Annotated in this window: 19 protein-coding genes; 6 read left to right on the top strand and 13 right to left on the bottom strand. The window is 68.0% G+C overall.

Going from position 1 to position 20,838, the window contains the following annotated elements:
• Positions 1 to 132: 132 nt before the first annotated feature.
• From E7T09_RS10555 to gcvT, 4 genes are all read right to left on the bottom strand, one after another.
• A complete protein-coding gene (locus E7T09_RS10555) occupies positions 133 to 2,148 on the bottom strand; it encodes a hypothetical protein (protein ID WP_136389146.1) in 2,016 nt (671 codons plus the stop codon).
• Positions 2,149 to 2,260: 112 nt separating this feature from the next.
• Complete coding sequence (gene gcvP / locus E7T09_RS10550; RefSeq protein WP_136389145.1) at positions 2,261 to 5,137, bottom strand: aminomethyl-transferring glycine dehydrogenase; 2,877 nt, start codon at positions 5,135 to 5,137, stop codon at positions 2,261 to 2,263.
• Between the two features lie 103 nt (positions 5,138 to 5,240).
• Positions 5,241 to 5,603, bottom strand: coding sequence for a glycine cleavage system protein GcvH (gcvH, locus tag E7T09_RS10545; protein ID WP_136389144.1), 363 nt, complete (start codon positions 5,601 to 5,603; stop codon positions 5,241 to 5,243).
• Between the two features lie 86 nt (positions 5,604 to 5,689).
• Positions 5,690 to 6,688, bottom strand: coding sequence for a glycine cleavage system aminomethyltransferase GcvT (gene gcvT / locus E7T09_RS10540; RefSeq protein ID WP_240741760.1), 999 nt, complete (start codon positions 6,686 to 6,688; stop codon positions 5,690 to 5,692).
• A 231-nt stretch (positions 6,689 to 6,919) separates the two neighbouring features.
• Between gcvT and E7T09_RS10535 the strand changes: the two genes are divergently transcribed.
• The 4 genes from E7T09_RS10535 to E7T09_RS10520 all read left to right on the top strand — a co-directional run bounded on the left by E7T09_RS10535 (position 6,920) and on the right by E7T09_RS10520 (position 9,699).
• Positions 6,920 to 7,456: a 2'-5' RNA ligase family protein gene (locus E7T09_RS10535; RefSeq protein ID WP_136389143.1), complete on the top strand. Its 537-nt coding sequence runs from the start codon at positions 6,920 to 6,922 to the stop codon at positions 7,454 to 7,456.
• A 10-nt stretch (positions 7,457 to 7,466) separates the two neighbouring features.
• Positions 7,467 to 8,090 carry an NUDIX hydrolase gene (locus E7T09_RS10530; RefSeq protein WP_136389142.1) on the top strand — a complete coding sequence of 208 codons (624 nt, stop codon included), beginning with the start codon at positions 7,467 to 7,469 and terminating at the stop codon, positions 8,088 to 8,090.
• Between the two features lie 99 nt (positions 8,091 to 8,189).
• The gene (locus E7T09_RS10525) at positions 8,190 to 8,999 is read left to right on the top strand and encodes a class I SAM-dependent methyltransferase (protein WP_136389141.1); all 810 of its coding nucleotides are present in this window, start codon (positions 8,190 to 8,192) and stop codon (positions 8,997 to 8,999) included.
• Positions 9,000 to 9,066: 67 nt separating this feature from the next.
• A complete protein-coding gene (locus tag E7T09_RS10520) occupies positions 9,067 to 9,699 on the top strand; it encodes an SDR family NAD(P)-dependent oxidoreductase (protein ID WP_136389140.1) in 633 nt (210 codons plus the stop codon).
• Positions 9,700 to 9,720: 21 nt separating this feature from the next.
• On the opposite strand, the gene E7T09_RS10515 is transcribed toward E7T09_RS10520, so the two are convergent.
• Positions 9,721 to 10,269 (bottom strand): 5-formyltetrahydrofolate cyclo-ligase, encoded by a 549-nt coding sequence (locus tag E7T09_RS10515; RefSeq protein ID WP_136389139.1) that lies wholly within the window; start codon positions 10,267 to 10,269, stop codon positions 9,721 to 9,723.
• Positions 10,270 to 10,368: 99 nt separating this feature from the next.
• Here E7T09_RS10515 and E7T09_RS10510 point away from each other — a divergent pair, with 99 nt between their 5' ends.
• Positions 10,369 to 11,163, top strand: a complete 795-nt coding sequence (locus E7T09_RS10510) for an SDR family NAD(P)-dependent oxidoreductase (RefSeq protein ID WP_136389138.1) — start codon at positions 10,369 to 10,371, stop codon at positions 11,161 to 11,163.
• Positions 11,164 to 11,172: 9 nt separating this feature from the next.
• On the opposite strand, the gene E7T09_RS10505 is transcribed toward E7T09_RS10510, so the two are convergent.
• A complete protein-coding gene (locus E7T09_RS10505; RefSeq protein ID WP_136389137.1) occupies positions 11,173 to 11,964 on the bottom strand; it encodes a phosphodiesterase in 792 nt (263 codons plus the stop codon).
• Between the two features lie 109 nt (positions 11,965 to 12,073).
• Between E7T09_RS10505 and nucS the strand changes: the two genes are divergently transcribed.
• Positions 12,074 to 12,823: an endonuclease NucS gene (gene nucS / locus E7T09_RS10500; RefSeq protein WP_240741744.1), complete on the top strand. Its 750-nt coding sequence runs from the start codon at positions 12,074 to 12,076 to the stop codon at positions 12,821 to 12,823.
• A gap of 12 nt (positions 12,824 to 12,835) precedes the next feature.
• Here nucS and hisD read toward each other — a convergent pair whose 3' ends face one another.
• From hisD to E7T09_RS10465, 7 genes are all read right to left on the bottom strand, one after another.
• Positions 12,836 to 14,164 carry a histidinol dehydrogenase gene (hisD, locus tag E7T09_RS10495; protein WP_136389135.1) on the bottom strand — a complete coding sequence of 443 codons (1,329 nt, stop codon included), beginning with the start codon at positions 14,162 to 14,164 and terminating at the stop codon, positions 12,836 to 12,838.
• A 49-nt stretch (positions 14,165 to 14,213) separates the two neighbouring features.
• On the bottom strand, positions 14,214 to 14,894 hold the full coding sequence (locus tag E7T09_RS10490) for a hypothetical protein (RefSeq protein ID WP_370293859.1): 681 nt from the start codon (positions 14,892 to 14,894) through the stop codon (positions 14,214 to 14,216).
• Positions 14,891 to 16,069, bottom strand: a complete 1,179-nt coding sequence (locus tag E7T09_RS10485; RefSeq protein WP_136389134.1) for a phosphopentomutase — start codon at positions 16,067 to 16,069, stop codon at positions 14,891 to 14,893. Before E7T09_RS10485 ends, E7T09_RS10490 begins: the two co-directional genes overlap by 4 nt.
• 121 nt (positions 16,070 to 16,190) lie before the next feature.
• Positions 16,191 to 16,745 (bottom strand): hypothetical protein, encoded by a 555-nt coding sequence (locus E7T09_RS10480; protein WP_136389133.1) that lies wholly within the window; start codon positions 16,743 to 16,745, stop codon positions 16,191 to 16,193.
• Positions 16,746 to 16,856: 111 nt separating this feature from the next.
• Positions 16,857 to 17,753, bottom strand: a complete 897-nt coding sequence (gene pdxY, locus E7T09_RS10475) for a pyridoxal kinase (RefSeq protein ID WP_136389132.1) — start codon at positions 17,751 to 17,753, stop codon at positions 16,857 to 16,859.
• Between the two features lie 27 nt (positions 17,754 to 17,780).
• Positions 17,781 to 19,256, bottom strand: coding sequence for a CHASE2 domain-containing protein (locus E7T09_RS10470; protein WP_136389131.1), 1,476 nt, complete (start codon positions 19,254 to 19,256; stop codon positions 17,781 to 17,783).
• Complete coding sequence (locus tag E7T09_RS10465) at positions 19,240 to 20,808, bottom strand: FecR domain-containing protein (RefSeq protein WP_136389130.1); 1,569 nt, start codon at positions 20,806 to 20,808, stop codon at positions 19,240 to 19,242. The genes E7T09_RS10470 and E7T09_RS10465 overlap by 17 nt, the downstream gene beginning before the upstream one ends.
• Positions 20,809 to 20,838 lie beyond the last annotated feature (30 nt).

Below are 20,838 nucleotides of genomic sequence, written 5' to 3'. Positions count from 1 at the left end.
GTTTCTTTGCGCCTGCTCCAGCCCTGGCGAGTCGAGTGCATGGAATACCCCATCCCCCGCCCCGTTCAACAGCCAGAGGCTAAAGCGGGGGCCGGGGCAAAGGGCGGCTATCATTTGATGTACAAACGTTAATTATAGATTTAATTTGTCGAAGAGAACTTTATTCCTTTGTCGAGCCTCCACTACTACTGCATCAAAGGATATAACTTCAATATAAACTTTCAATTGCGGGTTAAAGCCATAGTATTTCATGCCGTCATAGCTGGGTTGAAGTCCATTCAAACTAGTTGCAAGCCGTCTAAATTCTGGTGTAAAATCGCAGACCACATAGGCATATATTGGAATATCTCGATTCGGGATCGGCCTTCCCCCAAAATCTTTGGCTTCTCCGAATCTTATAATATCTGCATATCCATAAACTTGGCGAATCGGATCAGAATCATCACCGCTATAGCTGCTTTTTCCCGGGCGTTTAAATTCTACAATCACCATTGACTGAAAATTTGTACGTCCTTCTGAGAAAGCATGGGGTCTGTCAAAGTATCCAAGTACATCAGGCTCTTTGAGGCTGCCTGTTTGAACTAAGGGGGAAGAATTTAGCTTCTTATCAGAAGCAAGATAGTTATGGTAAAACAGTTTTTCGTCGAGGAGCCAGAGATTTTGGTAGTCTTCGTGTATCTGATCTGATGATGCATTTAACGGGTGAATGATCTTGTGAACGCTTTCCTCAAGTGTGTATTTACCATCATCGTCTATTTCCAGACTAGCTTCCAATAAATCAATCACCATTTTCCTGTGAATAACATGTTGGGCAAGGTTGGCAATACTTACATCCCCAATTCTTTCGAGAATGTCTTTCGAGCGATTTTGAAACTCTTCGGGGCTAGTTAAATCTTTGCCGCGCTTACTCAAAATCTCGGCGCTCTCCGATTTAATTTCAATCTCAACCTCAGATAGTGCCTTATGTAGCTCGATCTCAAGGGCTTTGCCGTGGACATTAGGTGCAATCTTATCAATTAGATAAGAATATCTTTCTCGTAAAAGAGGTCTGTAACGGGGTGCCTCAGTATTAACGTACTCTCGGATTTTATCTTCTTTGGCTTTTTGAACTATTCTAATGTCATCGGAGAACGATCTCATCACGTCGGAGGAGATATTTTCAATAATTTTATCCAAAGATAGGGCATCACTGTCATCTGGAAAGTTGAACTGGCTCCGCTCTTGATTTGCGTGCCTATTAAGGTATTCCCCTTGCACGTAACCTTGTATGACATAGCCATCCTCTTCCCCAAGATCGTATTTCAGGTCAGGAATATATTTCTCTAGATTAATAGATTTTACTGACCGTTTGTTGGCACAAAAATGTACAGCATGCTTATTATCCGAAACATTCCTGTTCTTCAAGTATTTGACTTCAAATACCTGACCGTTAATGTTTATTTCATTGTCTATTGCTACGGAATCAAATTCCTCGTTAAATATAGATCTAATATCTATCGTTTCATTGTCATCTTGTACCAAAATCTCGGGGGCTGTGTCAGTTGCATAATATGTCAGCAGATGCTCTACAATTTTGCGGCCTATAGAGCGCGCTGTTTTCGGCATATAGTCAACATAGTCCATCTTGAGAACATCCAATTTGACTTGTGTTCCCGATGCGCGATCGCCATCGTAATCCACAATCTTGAAATTCTCGATATATGGTTCATCGACGGAAAAACCGAAACTTACTCTTTTTCTCTGCTTGCCAACTGCGTATACACTGTCAATCTTTATAATTGAAAAAGCCTTTAACCACAAGAAGCGACCTATCCCCTTGTTTCCCCTGCTGAGCTTTAAAGTTGAATCGGCAGTCATAAATGATTTTAAGTTTGGAGGCGTGAATCCAATACCGTCATCGGTAACAATGAAGCCGCTGACATTGCTGAAGCCACGGTTTGAATCGCTTGCAATACTTTGTGAGAGTGGACTCCGCAATATTTTGATGTGGATATGGCCAGAATCCATTCCACGGTCTTCTGTAGCTTGTAAGGCGTTGATGACGGTCTCGTACAGGGGTAGTAATGCCTGCGATTTCGGCAGACTCATGTTTGTGACACGCCCTAGGACATCAGCAACAAAAGTGTGCTCAGGTAGTGTCTGCGTCACAATTATCCCCTGATTGGTCTATAGTCGAAATTACTACGGATATTAGTCCATGAACAGAAAAATGTCCATAGTAATGGGTGGAGAACTCTCGCGGCGAGCTTCTACCATCAATCTATGCCTCCGCCCACTCCTCGACAGGTGGGCAGCTACACACGAAATTCCTGTCGCCGTACACATTGTCCACCCGGTTCACGCTGGGCCAGTATTTCCACTGCTTCTGCGTGGGCGTGGGGTACGCGGCGGTGGCGCGGCTGTACGCCCGTTCCCACTCGTCGGCCATCAGGTCGTCCTGGGTGTGGGGCGCGTGCTTCAGCGGGCTGTCGGCGGCGGCGATCAGCTCGTCCTGCACGTCCTGAATCTCGCGGCGAATACCCAGCATGGCGGCAATGAAGCGGTCGAGTTCCGCCCTGGGTTCGCTCTCGGTGGGTTCGATCATCAGCGTGCCGGGCACGGGGAAGCTCATGGTGGGGGCATGGAAGCCGTAGTCCATGAGTCTCTTGGCGACGTCTTCCTCGGTGATGCCCGTGGCGGCCTTGAGGGGTCGCAGGTCGATGATGCACTCGTGCGCCACGCGGTCGTTCCGGCCTGTGTACAGCACCGGGTACGCGCCCTTCAGGTGCTGGGCGATGTAGTTGGCGTTCAGCAGCGCGACCTGCGTGGCCTTCTTCAGCCCGACGGGGCCGAGCAGGCGGATGTACAGGTACGAGATGGGCAGGATGCTCGCGCTCCCGTAGGGGGCGGCGCTGACGGCTCCGGTGTGGCTGTCTGACGTGGGCCGCACGGTGTGGTTCGGCAGGTATGGCGCGAGGTGCGCCTTGACGCCGATGGGGCCCATGCCGGGGCCGCCGCCGCCGTGGGGGATGGCGAAGGTCTTGTGCAGGTTCAGGTGGCTGACGTCACTGCCGATCAGGCCGGGTTTGGTCAGGCCGACCTGGGCGTTCATGTTCGCGCCGTCCAGGTACACCTGCCCGCCGTGCTGGTGGATCAGGTCGCAGGCGTCCTTCACGCGTTCCTCGTACACGCCGTGCGTGCTGGGGTACGTGATCATCAGCGCGCCCAGGGTATCGCTGTGCTTCTCGGCCTGCACTTTCAGGTCGTCCATGTCGATGTTGCCGTCGGCGTCGGTCTTCACGACCACCACCTGCATGCCCATCATGGCGGCGCTGGCGGGGTTGGTGCCGTGGGCGCTGGCGGGAATCAGGCACACGGTGCGGTGGCTCTCGCCGCGCGCCTCGTGGTACTTGCGGATGGTCAGCAGGCCCGCGTACTCGCCCTGCGCGCCGCTGTTCGGCTGGAGGTTCACGGCCTCGTAGCCCGTAATGTCGGCCAGCCACGCTTCCAGTTCTGCCAGCAGCTCGGCGTAGCCTTCCGTCTGGTCGGCGGGCGCGAAGGGGTGGAGCTGCCCGAACTCGGGCCACGTCACGGGGATCATCTCGGTCGTGGCGTTCAGTTTCATGGTGCAGCTGCCCAGGGGGATCATGCCATGCGTCAGGCTGTAGTCCTTGTTCTCCAGGGCCTTCAGGTAGCGCAGCATGCCGTGTTCGCTGTGGTGCGTGTTGAACACCGGGTGCGTCAGGTACTCGCTCTCCCGTTTCAGGGTCTCGGGAAGCCCGTCGGCGGACACGCCGTCCAGATCGAGGTCGGCGGCAGGCCGAGTGCCGGTGATCGCGTGGATCAGGTCGAGCACGTCGGCGGGCGTGGTCGTCTCGTCCAAGCTGACCGTGACCCACACGCCGCCCTTGCCGTAGCGCAGGTTCATGCCCATTCCCAGCGCGCGTTTCCGCACGGCGTCCACGTCCTCCGGCTTCACGGTGAGGGTGTCGAAGTACGTGTCGGATCCCAGCCGCACGCCCGCTGCCGTCAGCGCCCCGGCCAGCGCGCCCGTGAGGCGCTGCGTGCGCTCAGCAATCGTCCGGATGCCCTTCGGCCCGTGGTACACGGCGTACGCGGCGGCCATGTTCGCCAGCAGCGCCTGCGCGGTGCAGATGTTGCTGGTGGCCTTCTCGCGCCGGATGTGCTGCTCGCGCGTCTGCATCGCCATGCGCAGGGCCGTCTTGCCCCGCACGTCCTTGCTCACGCCGATCACGCGGCCCGGCATCTGGCGCTCGAAGGTCTTCTGGCATGCCAGGAAGGCCGCGTGCGGCCCGCCGAAGCCCATTGGCACGCCGAAGCGCTGCGCGCTCCCGATGGCGATATCTGCCCCCATCTCGCCCACCGGCTTTACCAGCGCGCTCGCCAGCAGATCGGTCGCCGCCACCAGCAGGCCGCCCTGGGCATGCACGGCGTCCGCAATAGGCGAGAGGTCGTGCAGGTCACCGAAGGTACCGGGCGTCTGCATCAGCACCCCGAAGCACTCGGGCAGCCCTTCGGCCATCTGCCCGGCCTTCAGCTCGACGATCTCGAAGCCGAAGTATTCCGCGCGGGTCTTGATCACGTCCTTCGTCTGCGGGTGCACGTCGTGCGCGATCACGAAGGTCGTGCTCTTGCTTTTTCCGGCCCGCTTCGCCAGCGTCATCGCCTCGGCGGCGGCGGTCGCCTCGTCCAGCAGCGAGGCATTGCACACCGGCATGGCCGTCAGGTCCATCACCGTCTGCTGGAAGTTCAGCAGCATCTCCAGCCGCCCCTGCGAGATCTCGGCCTGGTACGGCGTGTACGCCGTGTACCAGCCGGGGTTCTCCAGCATGTTCCGCAGGATCACGCCCGGCGTGTGCGTCCCGCTGTACCCCATCCCGATGTAGCTGCGGAACACCCTGTTCTTCGCCGCCACCGCCCGCAGGTCGGCCAGCGCCTGCGCCTCCGTGACCGGCCCGCCCACCTGCAACCCACCCTGGAACTGGATGCTCTCCGGCAGGGTCGTGTCGCTCAGCTCGTCCAGGCTGCCCACGCCCAGCTCCGCGAGCATGGCGGCCTGGTCCTCCGGCGTGGGGCCGATGTGGCGGTCGGTGAAGTCGGCGGTCTGGAGCAGGTCGGTCAGGGGGGTGCGGGTCATGGGGGGCTCCTGGGTCAGTGGCTCTGGGCTCTGGGGAGTGGGGGCAACGGACGAGGACTGTGGGCGTGTTGCTCGTGGCCCACAGCCCGGAGGTCACCGCCCCTCAGCTGTTCGCGCTGGCGTACGTTCCGGCGTCCATCAGCTCGGCGCTTTCCTCGGTCACGTCCATCTTGAACAGCCAGCCACCCTCGTAGGGGCCGCTGTTCACGAGTTCCGGCGTGCTGCTCAGCTCGTCGTTCACGGCCGTGATCGTGCCGCTGGCGGGCGCGTAGATGTCGCTAGCGGTCTTGACGCTCTCGACCACGGCGACCGTGTCCCCGGCCTCGACCTTCCGGCCGACCTCGGGAAGCTCGACGTACACCACGTCGCCCAGCTGATCCTGCGCGAAATCGCTGATGCCGACGGTGCCGTCAGGGGAGAGCCATTCGTGCGAGGCGGCGTATTTCAGTTCGGTGGGGGTGTTCATGGATGTCCTCCGGGGGCGGTGCGCTGAGCTACGGGCAGGATAGGGAGGGCGGGTTGGAATCTCTGCGTCTTTTGCCCAATGACAGTTCAGCGTTTGTAGAACGGCAGGTCCAGCCGGGTGGCGGGGTGATCCTTGCCGCGCACCTCGACCTCGAAGGCGCTGGCGTCGGCGTCGGCCGTGTTCACCAGGGCCATGGCGATCGGGTGGCCCAGGGTGGGGCTGGTCGTGCCGCTGGTAACGTGCCCCACGACGCGCCCGCCGACCTTCACGGGGTAGCCCTCGCGCACGGGCACCCGGTCGAGTTTCAGACCGATCAGGCGGTGCGTGGGTTCCAGAGCGATGTGCTCCCGGCCCACGTGCGCCTTGTCTTTCACGACCCAGGTGTACGTGCTGCTCAGCGGGTGGATGGTGTCGCTGAACTCGTGCCCGTACAGCGGGAAGCCCGCTTCCAGCCGCAGCGTGTCGCGCGCGCCCAGCCCGGCGGGCGTGATGCCGATGGCCAGAAGTTTGTCCCAGATCGTCTCGGCCTCGCTGGCGCCCGTGAAGACCTCGAACCCGTCCTCGCCGGTGTATCCGGTGCGCGCCAGCATTACCTCAAAGCCGAAGAGTTTCGACGGGAAGAAGGCGTTCTTCTTCGCGCCGCCGAGGTCGGTATCCGCATGCGGTTGCAGCAGCGCCTGCGCCTGCGGCCCCTGCACGGCCAGCAGTGCCCAGCGGCCCGATTCGTCGGTCAGCTGCACGTCGAAGCCGGCCGTGTGGCGCTGGAGGTGCGCCCAGTCCTTGCCGATGTTGCTGGCGTTCACGACCAGCAGGTAGTTCTCCGGAGCCTGCTGGTAGACGTAGATGTCATCCACCAGCCCGCCCGTCACGCCCGGCAGCCAGTTGTACTGCGCCCGGCCGGGTTTCAGCTTGCTCACGTCGTTGGTGGTCACGCTCTGCAAGAAGGCCAGCGCGCCCGGGCCCGTGGCGCGGAATTCGCCCATGTGCGACACGTCGAACACGCCTGCGCTGCTGCGCACGGCGTCGTGCTCGGCCTTCACGCCGGCGTACTGCACGGGCATGTCCCACCCGCCAAAGGGCACCATCCGCGCCCCGGCCCGCAGGTGCGCGGCATGCAGCGGCGTGCGCTTCAGGGGCTCCTGCCCTGGATTTTCGGGGGACGGGTTCACACCAGAAACTGTACCGGAGCAGGGGAGGGGGCGTCCAGGCCGACTGGACGGCTGGCCCTCTTCCCCGTGCGCGGAGGCAGGCGGGACAGAGCGGGAATTCGGCGGCCGACACGGTCATTTCCACCACCGATTCCCTACACTCGTTCTGTGACTCCCACCTTCCTGCTCGCCCTCCTGCCCCCGCCTGAGCTGGCGGCGCGCGTACAGGCGTTCCGGACGGCGCACGCCCTGCGGGACGCGGCGGGGGTGTCCCACATCACCGTGAAGGCTCGCAGCGGCCTGGACGCCGATCTGGCGTGGGTACCAGTGGCCCGTGAGGTCGTGGCCGCGCACCCGCCCCTTATGCTGACCATCGGTGGCCCGCGCGTGTTCGGGAACGGCAGCGCCCTGTACCTGCGGGTGGACAGTCCGGATGCCGTGCGCCTGCACGTCGCGCTGCTGGACGCTCTCCAGCCCGCCCAGCGCTTCGGCTTCGAGGGGCCGCACCTGACGCTCCACCTGTCCGTGGCCCTGGCGAGGCGTGGGGTCGATCTGCTCGCCCTGCTGGCCGACGCCCGGCGGGAATTCGCCGATCTGGAGGCGGCCCCGTTGACCTTCACGGCCCACGCAGTCGCCTTCATGCGGAAGCCGGGGCCGGACGGGGTCTACGTCCCGCTGGAGGCGTGGCCGCTGGCCGGCCGGTAGAGTCAGCCGTATGCCGACCCTCGCGCAGCTCCGCGAACTGCAGTCCATCGCCCAGGCGGGCCTGACGTACACCCGCGACGACTACGACCGCGACCGGTATGCGCGGCTGCTGGTCCTGACCGGGGAACTGCTGGCCGAGCAGACCGGGCAGGAGGCCGCCACCGTCTCCGGCCTGCTGAGCGTGGAGCAGGGCTACCTGACCCCCAAGGTGGACGTGCGCGCTGTGGTGCTGAATGCGGCGGGCGAGGTGCTCCTGACCCGCGAACGGGCCGACGGCCGCTGGAGCCTGCCCGGCGGCTGGGCCGACCCCGGCGAGAGCCCCCGCGAGATAGCCGTGCGCGAGGTACGCGAGGAGACGGGCCGCGAGGTGCGGGCCGTGCGCCTGCTGGCTGTGCTGGACAAGGGCAAGCATCCACATCCGGCCGACCTGTGGGCGGTGTACAAGCTGTTCCTGTACTGCGACCTCGTGGGCACGGAGGGGGCGGGACACGTGGCGAACACGGAGACGACCGACAGCGGCTGGTTTCCGCTGGACGCCCTGCCGCCCCTGAGCCTGGGCCGCAACCTGCCGGAACAGGTGCGCCGCGCGGTGGCCCTCGCCCACGATCCGGCGCTGGGCGTGGACGTGGACTGACGGCACCGGCGCGCTAAGCTCGGCGTACAGGCGATCCGGCCTCTCGCCGCCGCGTGGCGCGGGGAATCAGGGGGTCTCGACGCGGTGGGGGAGGCGCTCATGGCAGAGGCAGGGCGGGTGGACCGCTGGGCGGCCGGGAACCGCTACGAGCCGTTCATCGGGCGGTGGAGCCGGGTGGTCGCGCGGGCGTTCGTGGCGGGACTGGAGCGGCCCCCTGGGCTGGCCTGGGTGGATGTTGGGTGCGGCACGGGAGCGCTGACCGGCGCGGTGCTGGAGCAGATGGCGCCGCGGTCGGTCGTCGGGGTCGATCCCTCGGCCGGATACCTCGAGTACGCGCGGGCGCACGTCCCGGATGACCGGGCGCAGTTCGTGGTGGCCGGCGCTCAGGCGTTGCCCCTGGAGGCCGCCAGCGTCGACGTCGCGGTGGCTGGCCTGGTGCTCAACTTCGTGCCGGTTCCGCTGGAGGCCGTGACCGAGATGGCGCGCGTCGTCCGGCCGGGCGGACGGGTCGCCGCGTACGTGTGGGATTACGCGGGCGGCATGCAGCTCCTGCGCGCGTTCTGGGACGCGGTCACCGCGCTCGATCCTGCCGCCGGAACCCTCGACGAGGGCCGCCGCTTTCCGCTGTGCCAGCCGCAACCCCTGGCGGAGCTGTTCAGGGCAGCCGGGCTGGTGGACGTGACCGTCGGGCCCATCGACGTGCCGACCCCCTTCCGAACCTTCGATGAGTACTGGACGCCGTTCCTGGGCGGTGAGGGGCCGGCGCCCGGCTACACCATGACCCTGGACGACGCCCGGCGGGACGCCCTCAGGGAACGGCTGCGCGCGGCGCTGCCGGTGCAGCCCGACGGCTCGATCCACCTGACGGCGCGGGCCTGGGCCGTGCGCGGCCGTCGGCCCGAGGCCTGACCCCAGGCACCCGGCTCGGTAGGGAGGCGTACCGTCCCGTGCCGCCGGGCCGGGGTCTACTTCGGGCATGCAGACGCTGATCATCGGGGCGACGGGCGGAATCGGCGCGGCGACCGCGCGGGTCTTCGCGGCGCAGGGCGACACGCTCACGCTGTCCGGACGGGACGAGGGGAAACTGACCGCGCTGGCCGCCGACCTCGGCTCGGCCTTCCGGGTGGCGGACGTGGGCTACGAGAGTCACGTGAAGTCCCTGCTGGACGGTCTGACCGCGCTCGACACGCTTGTGTACGCGGCGGGGGTGGCCCTGCCGGAACCCCTGAAGGACGCCGATCCGGGGCACGTCCGCGCGGTGTGGAACGCGAACTACTTCGGGGCGCTGTGGGTCATGAAGCACGGGCTGGCCCGCCTGAACGCGGGCGGGCGCGTGTACCTGCTGGGAGCGCGTCCAGACCTCGTGACGGTGCGGGGCTTTACGCAGTACGCGGCCAGCAAGGCGGCCCTGGCGACGGCCGCCGGGATCGCCCGCCTGGAAACGCGCGGCGCGGGGATCACGCTGGTGCTGCCACCCGCCGTGGATACGCCCCTGTGGGCACAGGTGGGCCGGGCACCCAGGGGAGCCATCTCGCCGGAGGTGGTCGCGCGGGCCATCGTGCAGGATCGCGGCGGGGACGCGCAGAACGAATTGTGGATTGGGGAGTGACGGCCCGCTTTACCAACGCGCTCAGGTTACCGGGAACACGCCATCCTCGGTCGCCAGCCATGCCACCGGGCAGTCGTGCGCCTCGCCGGGCAATCCGTCCACCAGCAGCCCGCTGGGGATGACGCCGACGGTCGCGCCGCTGAACGAGGGCAGCAGGCGGTCATAGAAGCCCCCGCCGTAGCCCAGGCGCCGACCGCGCCAGTCGTAGGCCAGGGCCGGCAGCAGGATCACGTCGATGCTGTCCAGGGCCACCTGCGGCGCGTCACCGGGTGGTTGCAGGGCGCCGAACCGGCTGATCTCGGTCGCGGTGTGCCAGGGGTGCAGCGTCAGGCGCGGTTCGGGCCGGAAGCGGGCGCGGGTGGTGTAGAGCTCGAAGTCGCCCGCCAGGGCGCTCGGGTCGGGCTCGCCATCCAGCGGGCGGTACGCGAGGACGTGCCGGGCCCCGTGGGCGTGCAGGAAGGCGCGCAGGTGCGCGGTGACGGCCTCCGAGACGTCCGGGAGCACCGCCCGGGTTTGCCTGGCCCAGTCACGCCACTCGCTTTTGGGGGCGGTGGCCGGGGGCGGGAGCATGGCCAGCATTGTGCCACCGGGCTAGCATGCGGGGAATCGACCGGCCGCGCCTGCGGGCCGCCCCGCGTGGGGTGGCCGTCTCCGGCCAGAGGAGCACACATGGATCTGGGCCTGACGGGCAAGGTGGCGGTGGTGACGGGCGGCAGCGTGGGCATCGGGCTGGCGGTGGCGCGTGGGCTGGCGGCGGAGGGCGTACATCTGGCCGTGTGCGCGCGGGACGCCGCGAGGCTCTCGGACGTGGCCGCCGCGATCCGCGCGGACTTCGGCGTGCGGGTGCTGCCCGTCTCGGCAGACGTGGCGGTGGCGGCCGACATCGACCGCCTGGTGGGAGCGGTTCAGGCGGAATTCGGCGGTGCGGACATCCTGTTCAACAACGCGGGCACCGGCAGCGAGGAGACCATCCTCAGCGCCCCAGACGAGAAGTGGCAGCACTACTGGGACCTGCACGTCATGGCGGCCGTGCGCCTCGCGCGTTCGCTGGCCCCGCTGATGGCCGCGCGCGGTGGGGGCGTGATCCTGAACAACGCGTCCATCTGCGCCACGCAGCCGCTGGGGTACGAGCCGATCTACAACGTCACGAAGGCGGCGCTGGTCATGTTCTCGAAGTGCCTGGCGAACGAACTCATCCCGCAGGGGATCCGCGTGAACACCCTGAATCCGGGACTGGTGCGCACGCCCGACTGGGAGAAGACCGCCCGGATTCTCACCGAGGGCCAGGCGCAGACGTGGGAACAGTATCTCCAGAATATCGCCGACGAGAACGCGCCCATCGGCCGCTTTGCCACTCCAGAGGAGATCGCGGATTTCGCGGTGTTCCTGTGCTCTCCGCGCGCAAGTTACTCGGTCGGCTCGACGTACTACGTCGATGGCGGCTGGCTGCGCGTCACCACCTGAACGCCCGGGTCAGCCGACCCAGCCCTGGCCGTCGTGCAGGACAGTCCAGGGTGTGCGGTCGATCACGCGGGTGTAGCTGAGCAGGCCGGTCTTCTCGCTCCAGCTGTGCAGCAGGCACAGGGGCGGCTGGTACTGCACCACCAGGCGATCCGGGTGGCTCAGGTCCGGCTGGAAGGTGCAGTCTGTACCGGGACAGGTCATCAGGGTGCTGTGCCCGAAAGTCGTGGTGATCGCCATGTGCAGGTGCCCGGCCACCAGCCGGGCCACGTGCGGGTGGCGCAGCACGATGTCGCACAGCGCCGCGCTGCCCCGCAGGCCGATGGCGTCCATGATGTCCAGGCCGCTCACCAGCGGTGGGTGGTGCATGAACAGCAGCGTGGGCCGATCCCGCTGCTCGTCCAGGCGGGCGTCCAGCCAGTCCAGGCGCGTGTCGTCCAAGTCGCCGCTGCCCTGGCCGGGCACCAGCGTATCCAGGCCGATTAGGCGCACTGGCAGGTCGTCCACGGTGTACTGCATGAAGTCCGGCAGGGCGTCCTGACTACGCGGAAACAGGGCGCGCAGGCGGCCCCGGTCGTCGTGGTTGCCGGGAATGACGTGAACGGGCATGTCCAGGGGCCGCAGCAGGGTCATGAACTGCGCGTATTCGTCCGGCTGGCCGTGATCGGTGCAGTCGCCCGTGATCAGCACGGCGTCCGGCCGCATGGGCAGGCCCTGGATGTGGGCCACGGCCTGCGCGAAGGCGGCGGCCTTCTCGGGGCGCGTGCGGTCGATGTGCGGGTCGCTGAGCTGGGCGATGAGCATGGAATGGATCACCTCGCGGTCGGCGTGGGGCGGCAGGAGAGGAGGGCGAGTTCGGAACAGGGAAGGTGGTCGGAACCGAGGGGCTCAGGGCTCCAGTATCCTCCCCGGCGTGCTTCGATGTGTCCTGACCTGCCCCACCCCCCCCGACCTGCTGGGCTTTCTGCGTGACCACCTGCATGGCGGGGCGACGCTACACCTAGCGGGGGAACTGGAGGTCGTGTACCAGGGCCGCGCCGCCAGCATGGCCGAGGCCGGCGACCGCCTGCTGCTGATCAAACCCGACGGGAGCGTGCAGGTGCACGGCCCGAGGGGCGTGAAGCCCGTGAACTGGCAGCCGCGCACGGATCACCTGTCGGCCGCGCTGGAGGACGGCTGCGTGGTGCTGCACGCCGAACGCCGCAGCCCGGTCGAGGTCGTGCGGGTGCGGGTGCTGTCGTGTGCGCTGGCCAGCGCGCTGGATATGGTCGAGGACGCCCGGCTGGTGTTCAGCGGCACGGAGGCGCAGATGCAGTCGGCCCTGGCCCGCGCGCCGCACGTGATCGAGCCGGGCCTGGTGGTGCTCGACCGGGAACTGCTGGTCGGGGTGGGCGGCATCGACCTGTACGCCCGCGACCGCGCGGGACGGTACGTGGTGGTGGAACTCAAGCGCGGCAAGGCCGGGCACGAGGCGGTGCACCAGCTGGCCCGCTACGTGCAGGCGGTGCGGACTCAGGTGCCGGGCACCGTGCGCGGCATCCTGGCCGCCCCAGACATCACCACGCCCGCCCGCGTCGCGCTGGAGGCCGCCGGGCTGGAGTTCGTGGAGGTCAGCGCCCTGCCGCTGCCGGAGGAACGCGACTTCCAGCCGCTGCTGTTCTGAACACGGCAGGGGTCAGGCGTCCTGCGGGTCGCCCAGCAGGCGGCTCTCGATGGCGCGAGCGTGCGCCTCGAGGCCCTCGGCGCGGGCCAGGGTCACGCCCGCCGGCCCGATGCGCCGCAGCGTGGCCTCGGTCACGCCCACCACACTGATGATCGTCTGGAAGTCCCGGACGTTCACGGGGCTCATGAAGCGCGCGGTGCCGCCGGTCGGCATGACGTGGCTGGGTCCGGCCACGTAGTCCCCGAGGGCCTCCATGGAGTGTTCCCCGATAAACACACCCCCGGCGCGCGTCACGCGGCCCAGCAGGCTCCACGGATCGCGGGTCAGCAGGCACAGGTGCTCGGGCGCGTACAGGTTCGAGAGGGCCAGCGCCTCGTCCAGATCGGCGGCCAGGATGACCTTCATGCGGGCCGCCACGCTGTCGCGTGCCCAGCTGCGGTTCGGTTCCGGCAGGGCCTCCAGTTGCCCGTTCAGTTCGGCCTGCACGCGCACCAGCAGCTCCCTGCTGGTCGAGACGAGCACGGGTTCGGCGCCCAGGTGCTCGGCCTGCGCAAGCAGGTCTGCCGCCACGAACCGCGCGTCGGCGCTGTCGTCGGCGACCACCAGCGTCTCGGTCGGGCCGGGCAGGCTCTCGATCCCCGTCACGCCGTACACCAGCCGCTTGGCGATGACCACGAACAGGTTGCCCGGCCCCGCGATCTTGTCCACGGCAGGAATGCTGGCCGTGCCATACGCGAGCGCCCCGATGGCCTGCGCACCTCCCACCCGGAACACCTGCGTGATCCCCAGTTCCCGCGCCGCGACCAGGATCGCGGGGTGGATGTTCCCGCCCCTGTCCGGCGGGGTGGTCACCACGATCTCGGGCACGCCGGCCACCTGCGCGGGCACCGCCGTGTGGATCAGGGTACTGATCAGCGGGGCCAGCCCGCCGGGCACGTACACGCCCACCCGGCCGATGGGCCGCACCAACTGCCCCAGCGCGCCGTCCGGGCCGTGGTTCAGGAAGCCGTGCGCGGGCTGCTGCGCGTAGAAGGCCCGCACGCGGGCGATGGCCGTGAGGATCGCGCCGTGCAGGTCAGCCGGAACGTGCGCCTGCGCGATCTCGGCCTCACTCACGGCCAGGTCGCCCGGCCGGGTGCCGTCGAGTTTCTCCGTCCAGTCGCGCAGGGCGTCGTCGCCGCGCGTCCGGACGTCGGCCAGGATGCGCCCGGTGACCTCCTCGGGGCTCAGAGGCTCGCCGAACATGGCCTCGATGCGGGCCAGGACGGCCTCCGGAACGGGAATTTCACCGAAACTGCGGGTCAGGGCGGCGCGGGCAGAGGGGCCTTCGAGGACTTGCATGGGAACTCCAGAAGCGGGGGCGGGGCAGCGGCGGGGAAGCCGCGTGGGTTCAGTGGCGGCGGCGGCGGCGTTCCGGCCGTTCCGGGCGGCGGCCCGCGCTTACCTGGGCGTCCAGGTTCGCCTCGACCGGGCCGAAATCGGTCGGCTGGATCAGACGCAGCAGCCGGTGCGGCGGCGCGGCCTCCACGTACACGTAGGCGTTGCCGGGCCGCAGGAAATAGCCCACGGCGGCCTCTTCCGCGATCTCGGTGTCCGGCAGGCGCTGGATCAGGACGCGCCCGCCGGTAAGCTGCGCGTACAGCCGGTCGGAACCGTCCGGGCCCAGTGAGCGCAGCCACAGCAGCAGGCTGACCGGATCGTGGTAGTCGGTCGTGAGGGGCTGGGTGGCCTCGTCGCGGCCCTGGCGCAGCGTGACCAGGCCTCCCCGGCGGTCGAAGGTCGCCTCGAAGGTGGCGCGGCCCCCACGCCCGTCGCCCTCGCTGTAGCCCAGGCTGTGCAGCGTGCGGGGGTGCAGGCGGCTGGTCTGCGCGCGGCGGATGTCCGGCAGCACCCCGCCGAAGTCCGTCTGCACGCGGGCCACCAGGGCGCTGCGTTCGGACTGCACGGCCCAGTGCTGCTCGCCCGCGTAGCGGCCCCCCAGCGTGAGGGTCATGGAGAAGGCCTCCGCACCGGGCCGGTAACCGCCGGCGGCGACTTCACCGTCCCCGGGCAGCGGGCTTTCGGGGGTCATGCGATCCGTGTCCAGAAGCTCTCACCCGGCCCGGTCCACGTGGCGCCCAGCGCCTCGGCGGTGGTCGCGCCCACGTCCGCGAAGGTCTGCCGTTCGCCCAGATCCACGCCTGCCGGGCCGCCCGCCACGAAGCCCAGCAGCAGGCCGTACTCGCGGGTGTGATCCGTGCCGTGCCACGTGGGATCGTTCCCGTGGTCCGAGATGATCAGCAGCGCTCCGTCCGGCGGCAGCGCAGCCAGAATGTCCGGCAGCGCCGCGTCGAAGCGGGCCAGGCATGCCGAATAGCCCTGCGGGTCGCGGCGGTGACCGAATTTCGAGTCGAAATCCACCAGGTTCGTGTAGATCAGGCCGTGCGTGCCCTCCTGCGCCGCCCGCGCGATCCGGGCCACCGTTTTCGCGATGCCGTCGGCGTTGTCGTCGGTATGGATCTCCTCGGTGAAGCCCCGGTGGGCGTAGATGTCCGGGATCTTTCCAATGCCCACGACGGCGTGTCCCGCGTCCTTCAGGGCGTCCAGCACGGTGGGGGGCGGCGTGAGGCTGAAGTCGCGGCGGTGCTCGTTCGCCCGCTCGTAGGGGAAGTCCCCCCGGAACGGCCGGGCAATGACGCGGGCCACGGCGTCCGGCCCCTGGAGCAGGTTCCGGGCCGCCTGACACCACGCGTACAGCGTCTCCAGCGGCACCACGTCCTCGTGCGCGGCGATCTGGAACACGCTGTCGGCGCTGGTGTACACGATCGGGAAGCCGGTCTTCACGTGCTCCGGCCCGAAGTCCCGGATGACGTCCGTGCCCGAGTACGGCCGGTTGCACAGGTGCCCGCGTCCGGTCGCCGCGTCGAAGGCCGCCATGATCCGCGCCGGAAAGCCCTCGGGGAAGACCTGGAAGGCGTGCTCGAGCTGCACGCCCATGAACTCCCAGTGACCGGTGCTGGTGTCCTTGCCGGGGCTGACCTCGCGCAGCCGCCCGAAGGCGCCCTGCGCCGGGACGTCCTGCACGGTGTCCGGCGTGGTCTGCACGCCGGGGATGTGCCCCAGGCCCAGACGCGACAGGTTCGGCAGCGCCACGGGCGCGGCGGCCAGGGTGTGGTTCAGGGTGTGTGCCCCCACGTCGCCGAACGCGGCGGCGTCCGGCAGCTCGCCGACGCCCACGGAGTCCAGCACGATGATGCTCAGTAGCATGCCGACAGTCTAGGGCCTGCGACAATCCGTGGCCCGCGCCCACCCTCACCGGTGTCGCGGGCTGGAACCCGAAAACGGCTCCCGGTGCCTCAGGCAACCGGGAGCCGTGGAAAGGTCGGGTTCAGACGACCGGGTTCATGGGCGTCACGCTGTCGGCGGCGTCCACGATCTCTCCGCCGTGCTGGGTGGCAGCAGCCATCACGTCGGCAGGAACCGGATCCTGCACGGCGATCACACGGCCCCCACTGTTTACCGTGGAATCCATCCGGTCGTAGTAGTCGTCGTTGGCGGCATAGGCCGTATTTCCGGCGTCGGCCGTGCGGCCGTCCGCGTTTTCATCGATGCCCATCGCGCCGCCTGTGGCCCCCACGGCTGCGCCCACGCCGGAGCCCAGCGCCGCGAAGCCCAGGATGACCGGAATCGCGAGCCCACCGGTGGCCACCGCGCCCGCCGTGGCGAGCAGGCCCGCCGCTGCGCCGACCACGGCGCCCACGCCAGTGCCCTTCACGGCGCCCGCACCGGCATCCTCGGCTCCGGCCTCGGCGTCGGCCACGGTGCCGTCGGTGGTCGTCGTGCGGCGGGTGTAGGTGGCGCTGCCCAGGGTGGCGCCCTTCTGCTGGACATCGGCGAGGAAGGCGTCGGCGTCGGCGGCGGTCGGGAACATGATGTGTTTCATGGATCACAGTCTGCGTGGGGTTCCGGGCAGGGCTGTGAGAGTCCCTGAAAGCCGCCTTTGACTGACCCTGAGACGGTCAAGACCCTCCACTCATGGTGGATTGGTAAAGGCTCAGGCGAGCGGCTCGGCTGCGAAGAGCTGGGGCGGCCCCACGAGGTCATCCTGGGCGGCCACCAGCTGGATCTCGCGCGTCCCCGCCGCGTGGGTGCGCTCCAGCACGGCGTACAGGGCGCTCATGGCCAGCGACAGGGCCTCATCCACGCGCCCGGTGCGCAGGTACTGCCCGTAGAACAGCGCGGCGATGGCGTCCCCGGTGCCGTTGCGTGGCGGATCGAGCGGCAGCAGCGGCGTGCGGCACAGCCACGCCCCCCCACCCGTGACCGCCAGCGTCTCGATGGTGTTCGCCGGCGCATCCGCGCGGGTCAGGCTGGTGACCAGCACGATCCGGGGGCCGCCCGCGTGCAGCCGCTCCCTCAGCGCGTGGGCGGCGTTCAGCGCGTGCTCCAGCGTTTCCACCGCCATCCCCGTCAGCAGTTCCAGTTCGAACTGGTTCGGCGTGACGATATCCGCCGCCGCGATGGCCTGCGCGGCGATCAGGGCAGGCAGCTCCGGATGCACAAATACGCCCCGGCCCACGTCCCCCATCACGGGATCACAGCAGTACAGGGCGGCCGGGTTCGCGCTCCGCACGCGGCGCACCGCGTCCACGACCGCCGCCACCGTGCCCGCCGAGCCCAGGTAGCCGCTGAGCACGCCATCGCACCCGCCCAGCGCGCCGCGCGCCTCGATGCCGTCCAGCAGCTCCGCGATCAGCTCCGGCGCAAACACGCTGCCGGTCCACGCGCCGTAGCCGGTATGGTTCGAGAACTGCACCGTGTGCATGCCCCACACCTCGAAGCCCAGGCGTTGTAGCGGGAACATCGCCGCCGCGTTGCCCACATGGCCGTAGGCCACCCATGACTGGATGCTCAGGAGGTTACGCGGCAGGGACGCAGGCTGTCCGGTCATGCCAGGAGCATACCCGCCAGACCTTCCTCAGCTGCGTTGCAGACGCTGGTATTTCACGCGGTAGCGGCTGCGGCTGGCCGCCTCGACCAGTTCGGTCGGGGAACGGATCTCCGGGCCGGTGCGGGCGGCACCGACCGAGGCGCGCAGCGGCACCTCGCGGAAGCTCAGGGCGTCCAGAGATTCCTGGATGCGCTGCGTGATGGTCGCCAGTTCCTGAGGCCCGGCGTTGTCGAGCAGCACCGCGAACTCATCCGGGCCCCAGCGGAACAGCAGGTCGCCCCGGCGCTTGTGCTGCCCGATCCGCGCCGAGAGGTCGCGCAGCAGGTCGTCGCCGGCCGCGTGCCCGTACGCGTCGTTCACCTTCCGGAAGCCACTGAGATCCACCAGGATCAGCCCCAGCGGCCGTTCCGAACGCCCCTGCCAGCGCTGCTCGACCGCCCGCGTGAAGGCCACGCGGTTCCCGAAGCCGGTCAGCGGATCGCGCATGGTCAGGGTGCGCAGGTTCCACCCGCGTTCCCCCATGACCAGCGCCGTTCCCACGATCGCGCACAGCGACAGGGTGACGCCGGGCAGCAGCACGTTTCCCAGCCACAGCGGCGCGCTCAGGGCCAGCAGCAGCAGCGCCAGCGCGAAGCCCCACAGGCCCCGTGCCAGCACCGCCGCCACGGCCGACAGCGCGCCCAGCAGCATCAGGATGCCCCAGTGCAGGCGCAGGAAGGGCGCGTCCAGCAGGCTGCTCACCGCGCGCGCCTGCATCTGTACGGCGGGCACGACCTGCCCGGACACGTCGCGCACGGCCGGGCCGCCCAGGCCGTCGGCGGTCAGGCCCAGGATCACCACCTTGCCCTGTAGGTCGCCGTAGCGGACGTTGCCGTTCACGACGTCCCGGAACGACAGCACCGGCAGCCGTTGCGGATCCGGCTGCCGGTAGCGCAGCAGCCTCGGCGTGAGCGCCAGGGGGGCGCTGCGGCCCGCCGCGACCGCCACCTGCCGCGCGAAACTGGGCACCAGCACGTCCTGGCCTGCGTCGCCCGCCGCATACGCCGTCTGGAAGGTGCGCACCACGCCATCGGGGCTGATGTTCAGCAGGCTCACCCCGGTCGGGGACGTCCAGCCGGGCCGGGGCGGGCCGGTCGGGTCGCCCGGCGCGGTCGCCAGCACCACGTTCGGTCGGCTGAAGATCGTCCGCAGCCGCTCGTCGCCCACCGCCGGGTCGCTGAGCAGCACGTTCACGCCGATGGCGCTCACGCCCGCGTCGTTCAGGGTGCGCAGCGCCTGCGAGTACAGGTCGCGCGGCCACGACCCGATCCGTCCGTAATCCCGCAGGGACGCCTCATCGATTCCCACGACCAGCACCCGTGGATCCGGCGGGGCGGGCAGCGCGCGGTTCAGCGCGTCCCACAGCCGCTCGTTGTCCGGCGCGGCCAGGGTCAGCAGGGCGGCCAGGACGGCGGCCACCGGGACTGTCAGCGCGGCCAGCGACCGCTCAGGGGATGATCGCACGGCTCTCGTTTCCGGCGGCGTCCCGCACGGTGAGCTCGACCCTGGCCCCAGAGTCCGGATTCGGCAGCAGCCAGCGGAAGGTTCCGGCCGCGCCATCCACGTAATGCGTGGCGGTGCTGGTTCCAGCCGTCACAGTCACGGTCAGCCGGGCCGGACTGGCATCCCGCAGCGTGCCGGACACGACCAGCAGGTGCCCGGTTCGCTGTATCCGCACGTCACCCAGGGCCGGCGGCGTGCGGTCGATGTTGATGACCTGCGTGCGGGTCAGGGTCTGCCCGGCGCGCCGGGCCTGCACCTGCACGCGGTACATCCCCTCGGGCAGGCGGGCTTCCAGCTGGCCCAGGCGGTACTCGCTGCCCTCGCCGGAGAGCGGCAGGGTGCGCCCGGCGATGGTGACGCTCAGGCCCGCGCCCGGCTGGCTGCGCGCCTGCACCGCAAGGTCTTGCAGGCTCACCGCCAGGGGGCCCAGATCCAGGGTGAGCGGCTGGCGGCGCTGCACGTCCAGCGTCTGGTTGAAGCGGTCCGTGGAGTCCGGCACCAGCGGCGCGACCGGCCCAACCGGGGGGCGCTCCTGCCCCTGCGCGACCGGCTGATCCCCCTGACTGGGCAGCGCGACCTGCCCCTCGAAGACCTTCACGAGCCCGCTGGCATCCACCCGGAAGACCGTGCCGCGCACCGCCGTGCTCACGACCGGCGTGTCGATCCGGTATCCGCCCTGGCCCTTCTGCACGACATTCCACGCGGTGCCGCGCGCCAGCCGCAGCAGCACCTCGCGCCCATGGCTGGTCTTCTCCACGCTCAGCACGCTCAATTCACTCTGCTCGTTCAGTCGCAGGTACCCGCCGCCCGTGAAGCCGATCTCCGCCCAGGCCGCCGCGCCGGTCTTCAGTGCGTCGCCGGGATTCAGCGTGTCGCCCACGAGGGCGTTGTGCTCGGGGGCCGTGCCCGCCAGTCGCACCGGGCCGCGCGTCGCCTCGATCGCTGCGGCGCCCTCACCCCGGAACTGGGCGTCGTACCACGGATCGGTCTCCTGAAAGGCCGCGACTCCTCCGCCCCGGAGCGCCACCTGCTGTCCGGCCCTGAGCTCGATCAGCTTCCCGTCGAGGTCGAGCCGGAGCGCCCCATCCAGCGCCGCCACCCGCTGCGTCGCGTCTGAGAGGTCCACGCGCACCCGGCCCGGCCCCTCCATGACCAGATGGTGTCCCTGGACGTGCACCGCCAGCGGGCCGCGCAGCAGGAACTGTCCGCGCGTCAGGTCGGCCTCATCCTTGTAGCGGCGCAGCTGTGAGGCGCTGCCCATCACGATCTGCCCCGCAGGCCCGCTGCGCAGGGTGGCGCGGCCGGTGCCGGTGCGCAGCGCGGTGCTCAGCGCGAGGGGGCCGGTCTGGGGTGCCCAGCTGCCGCTGTCGGCCTGGACTTCCAGCCGCCCGAGGCCCTGCACCAGCGCCAGCGGCCCCCCGGCGGCCTGCGCCCAGGCCGTGGTCAGCAGCGTCACCCCGAACGACAGGGCGCGCCGCAGCAGACGGCCGGACGGGACGACACGGGAACTCACCCGAGCAGTTTACGAGAAAAATCTGACATT

Origin of the sequence: Deinococcus sp. KSM4-11 (assembly GCF_004801415.1) — a bacterium.
In the GTDB taxonomy this organism is placed as follows: domain Bacteria; phylum Deinococcota; class Deinococci; order Deinococcales; family Deinococcaceae; genus Deinococcus.
The sequence above is the reverse complement of the archived record's forward strand: the minus strand, read 5'-3'. Positions and strand labels throughout refer to the sequence as shown.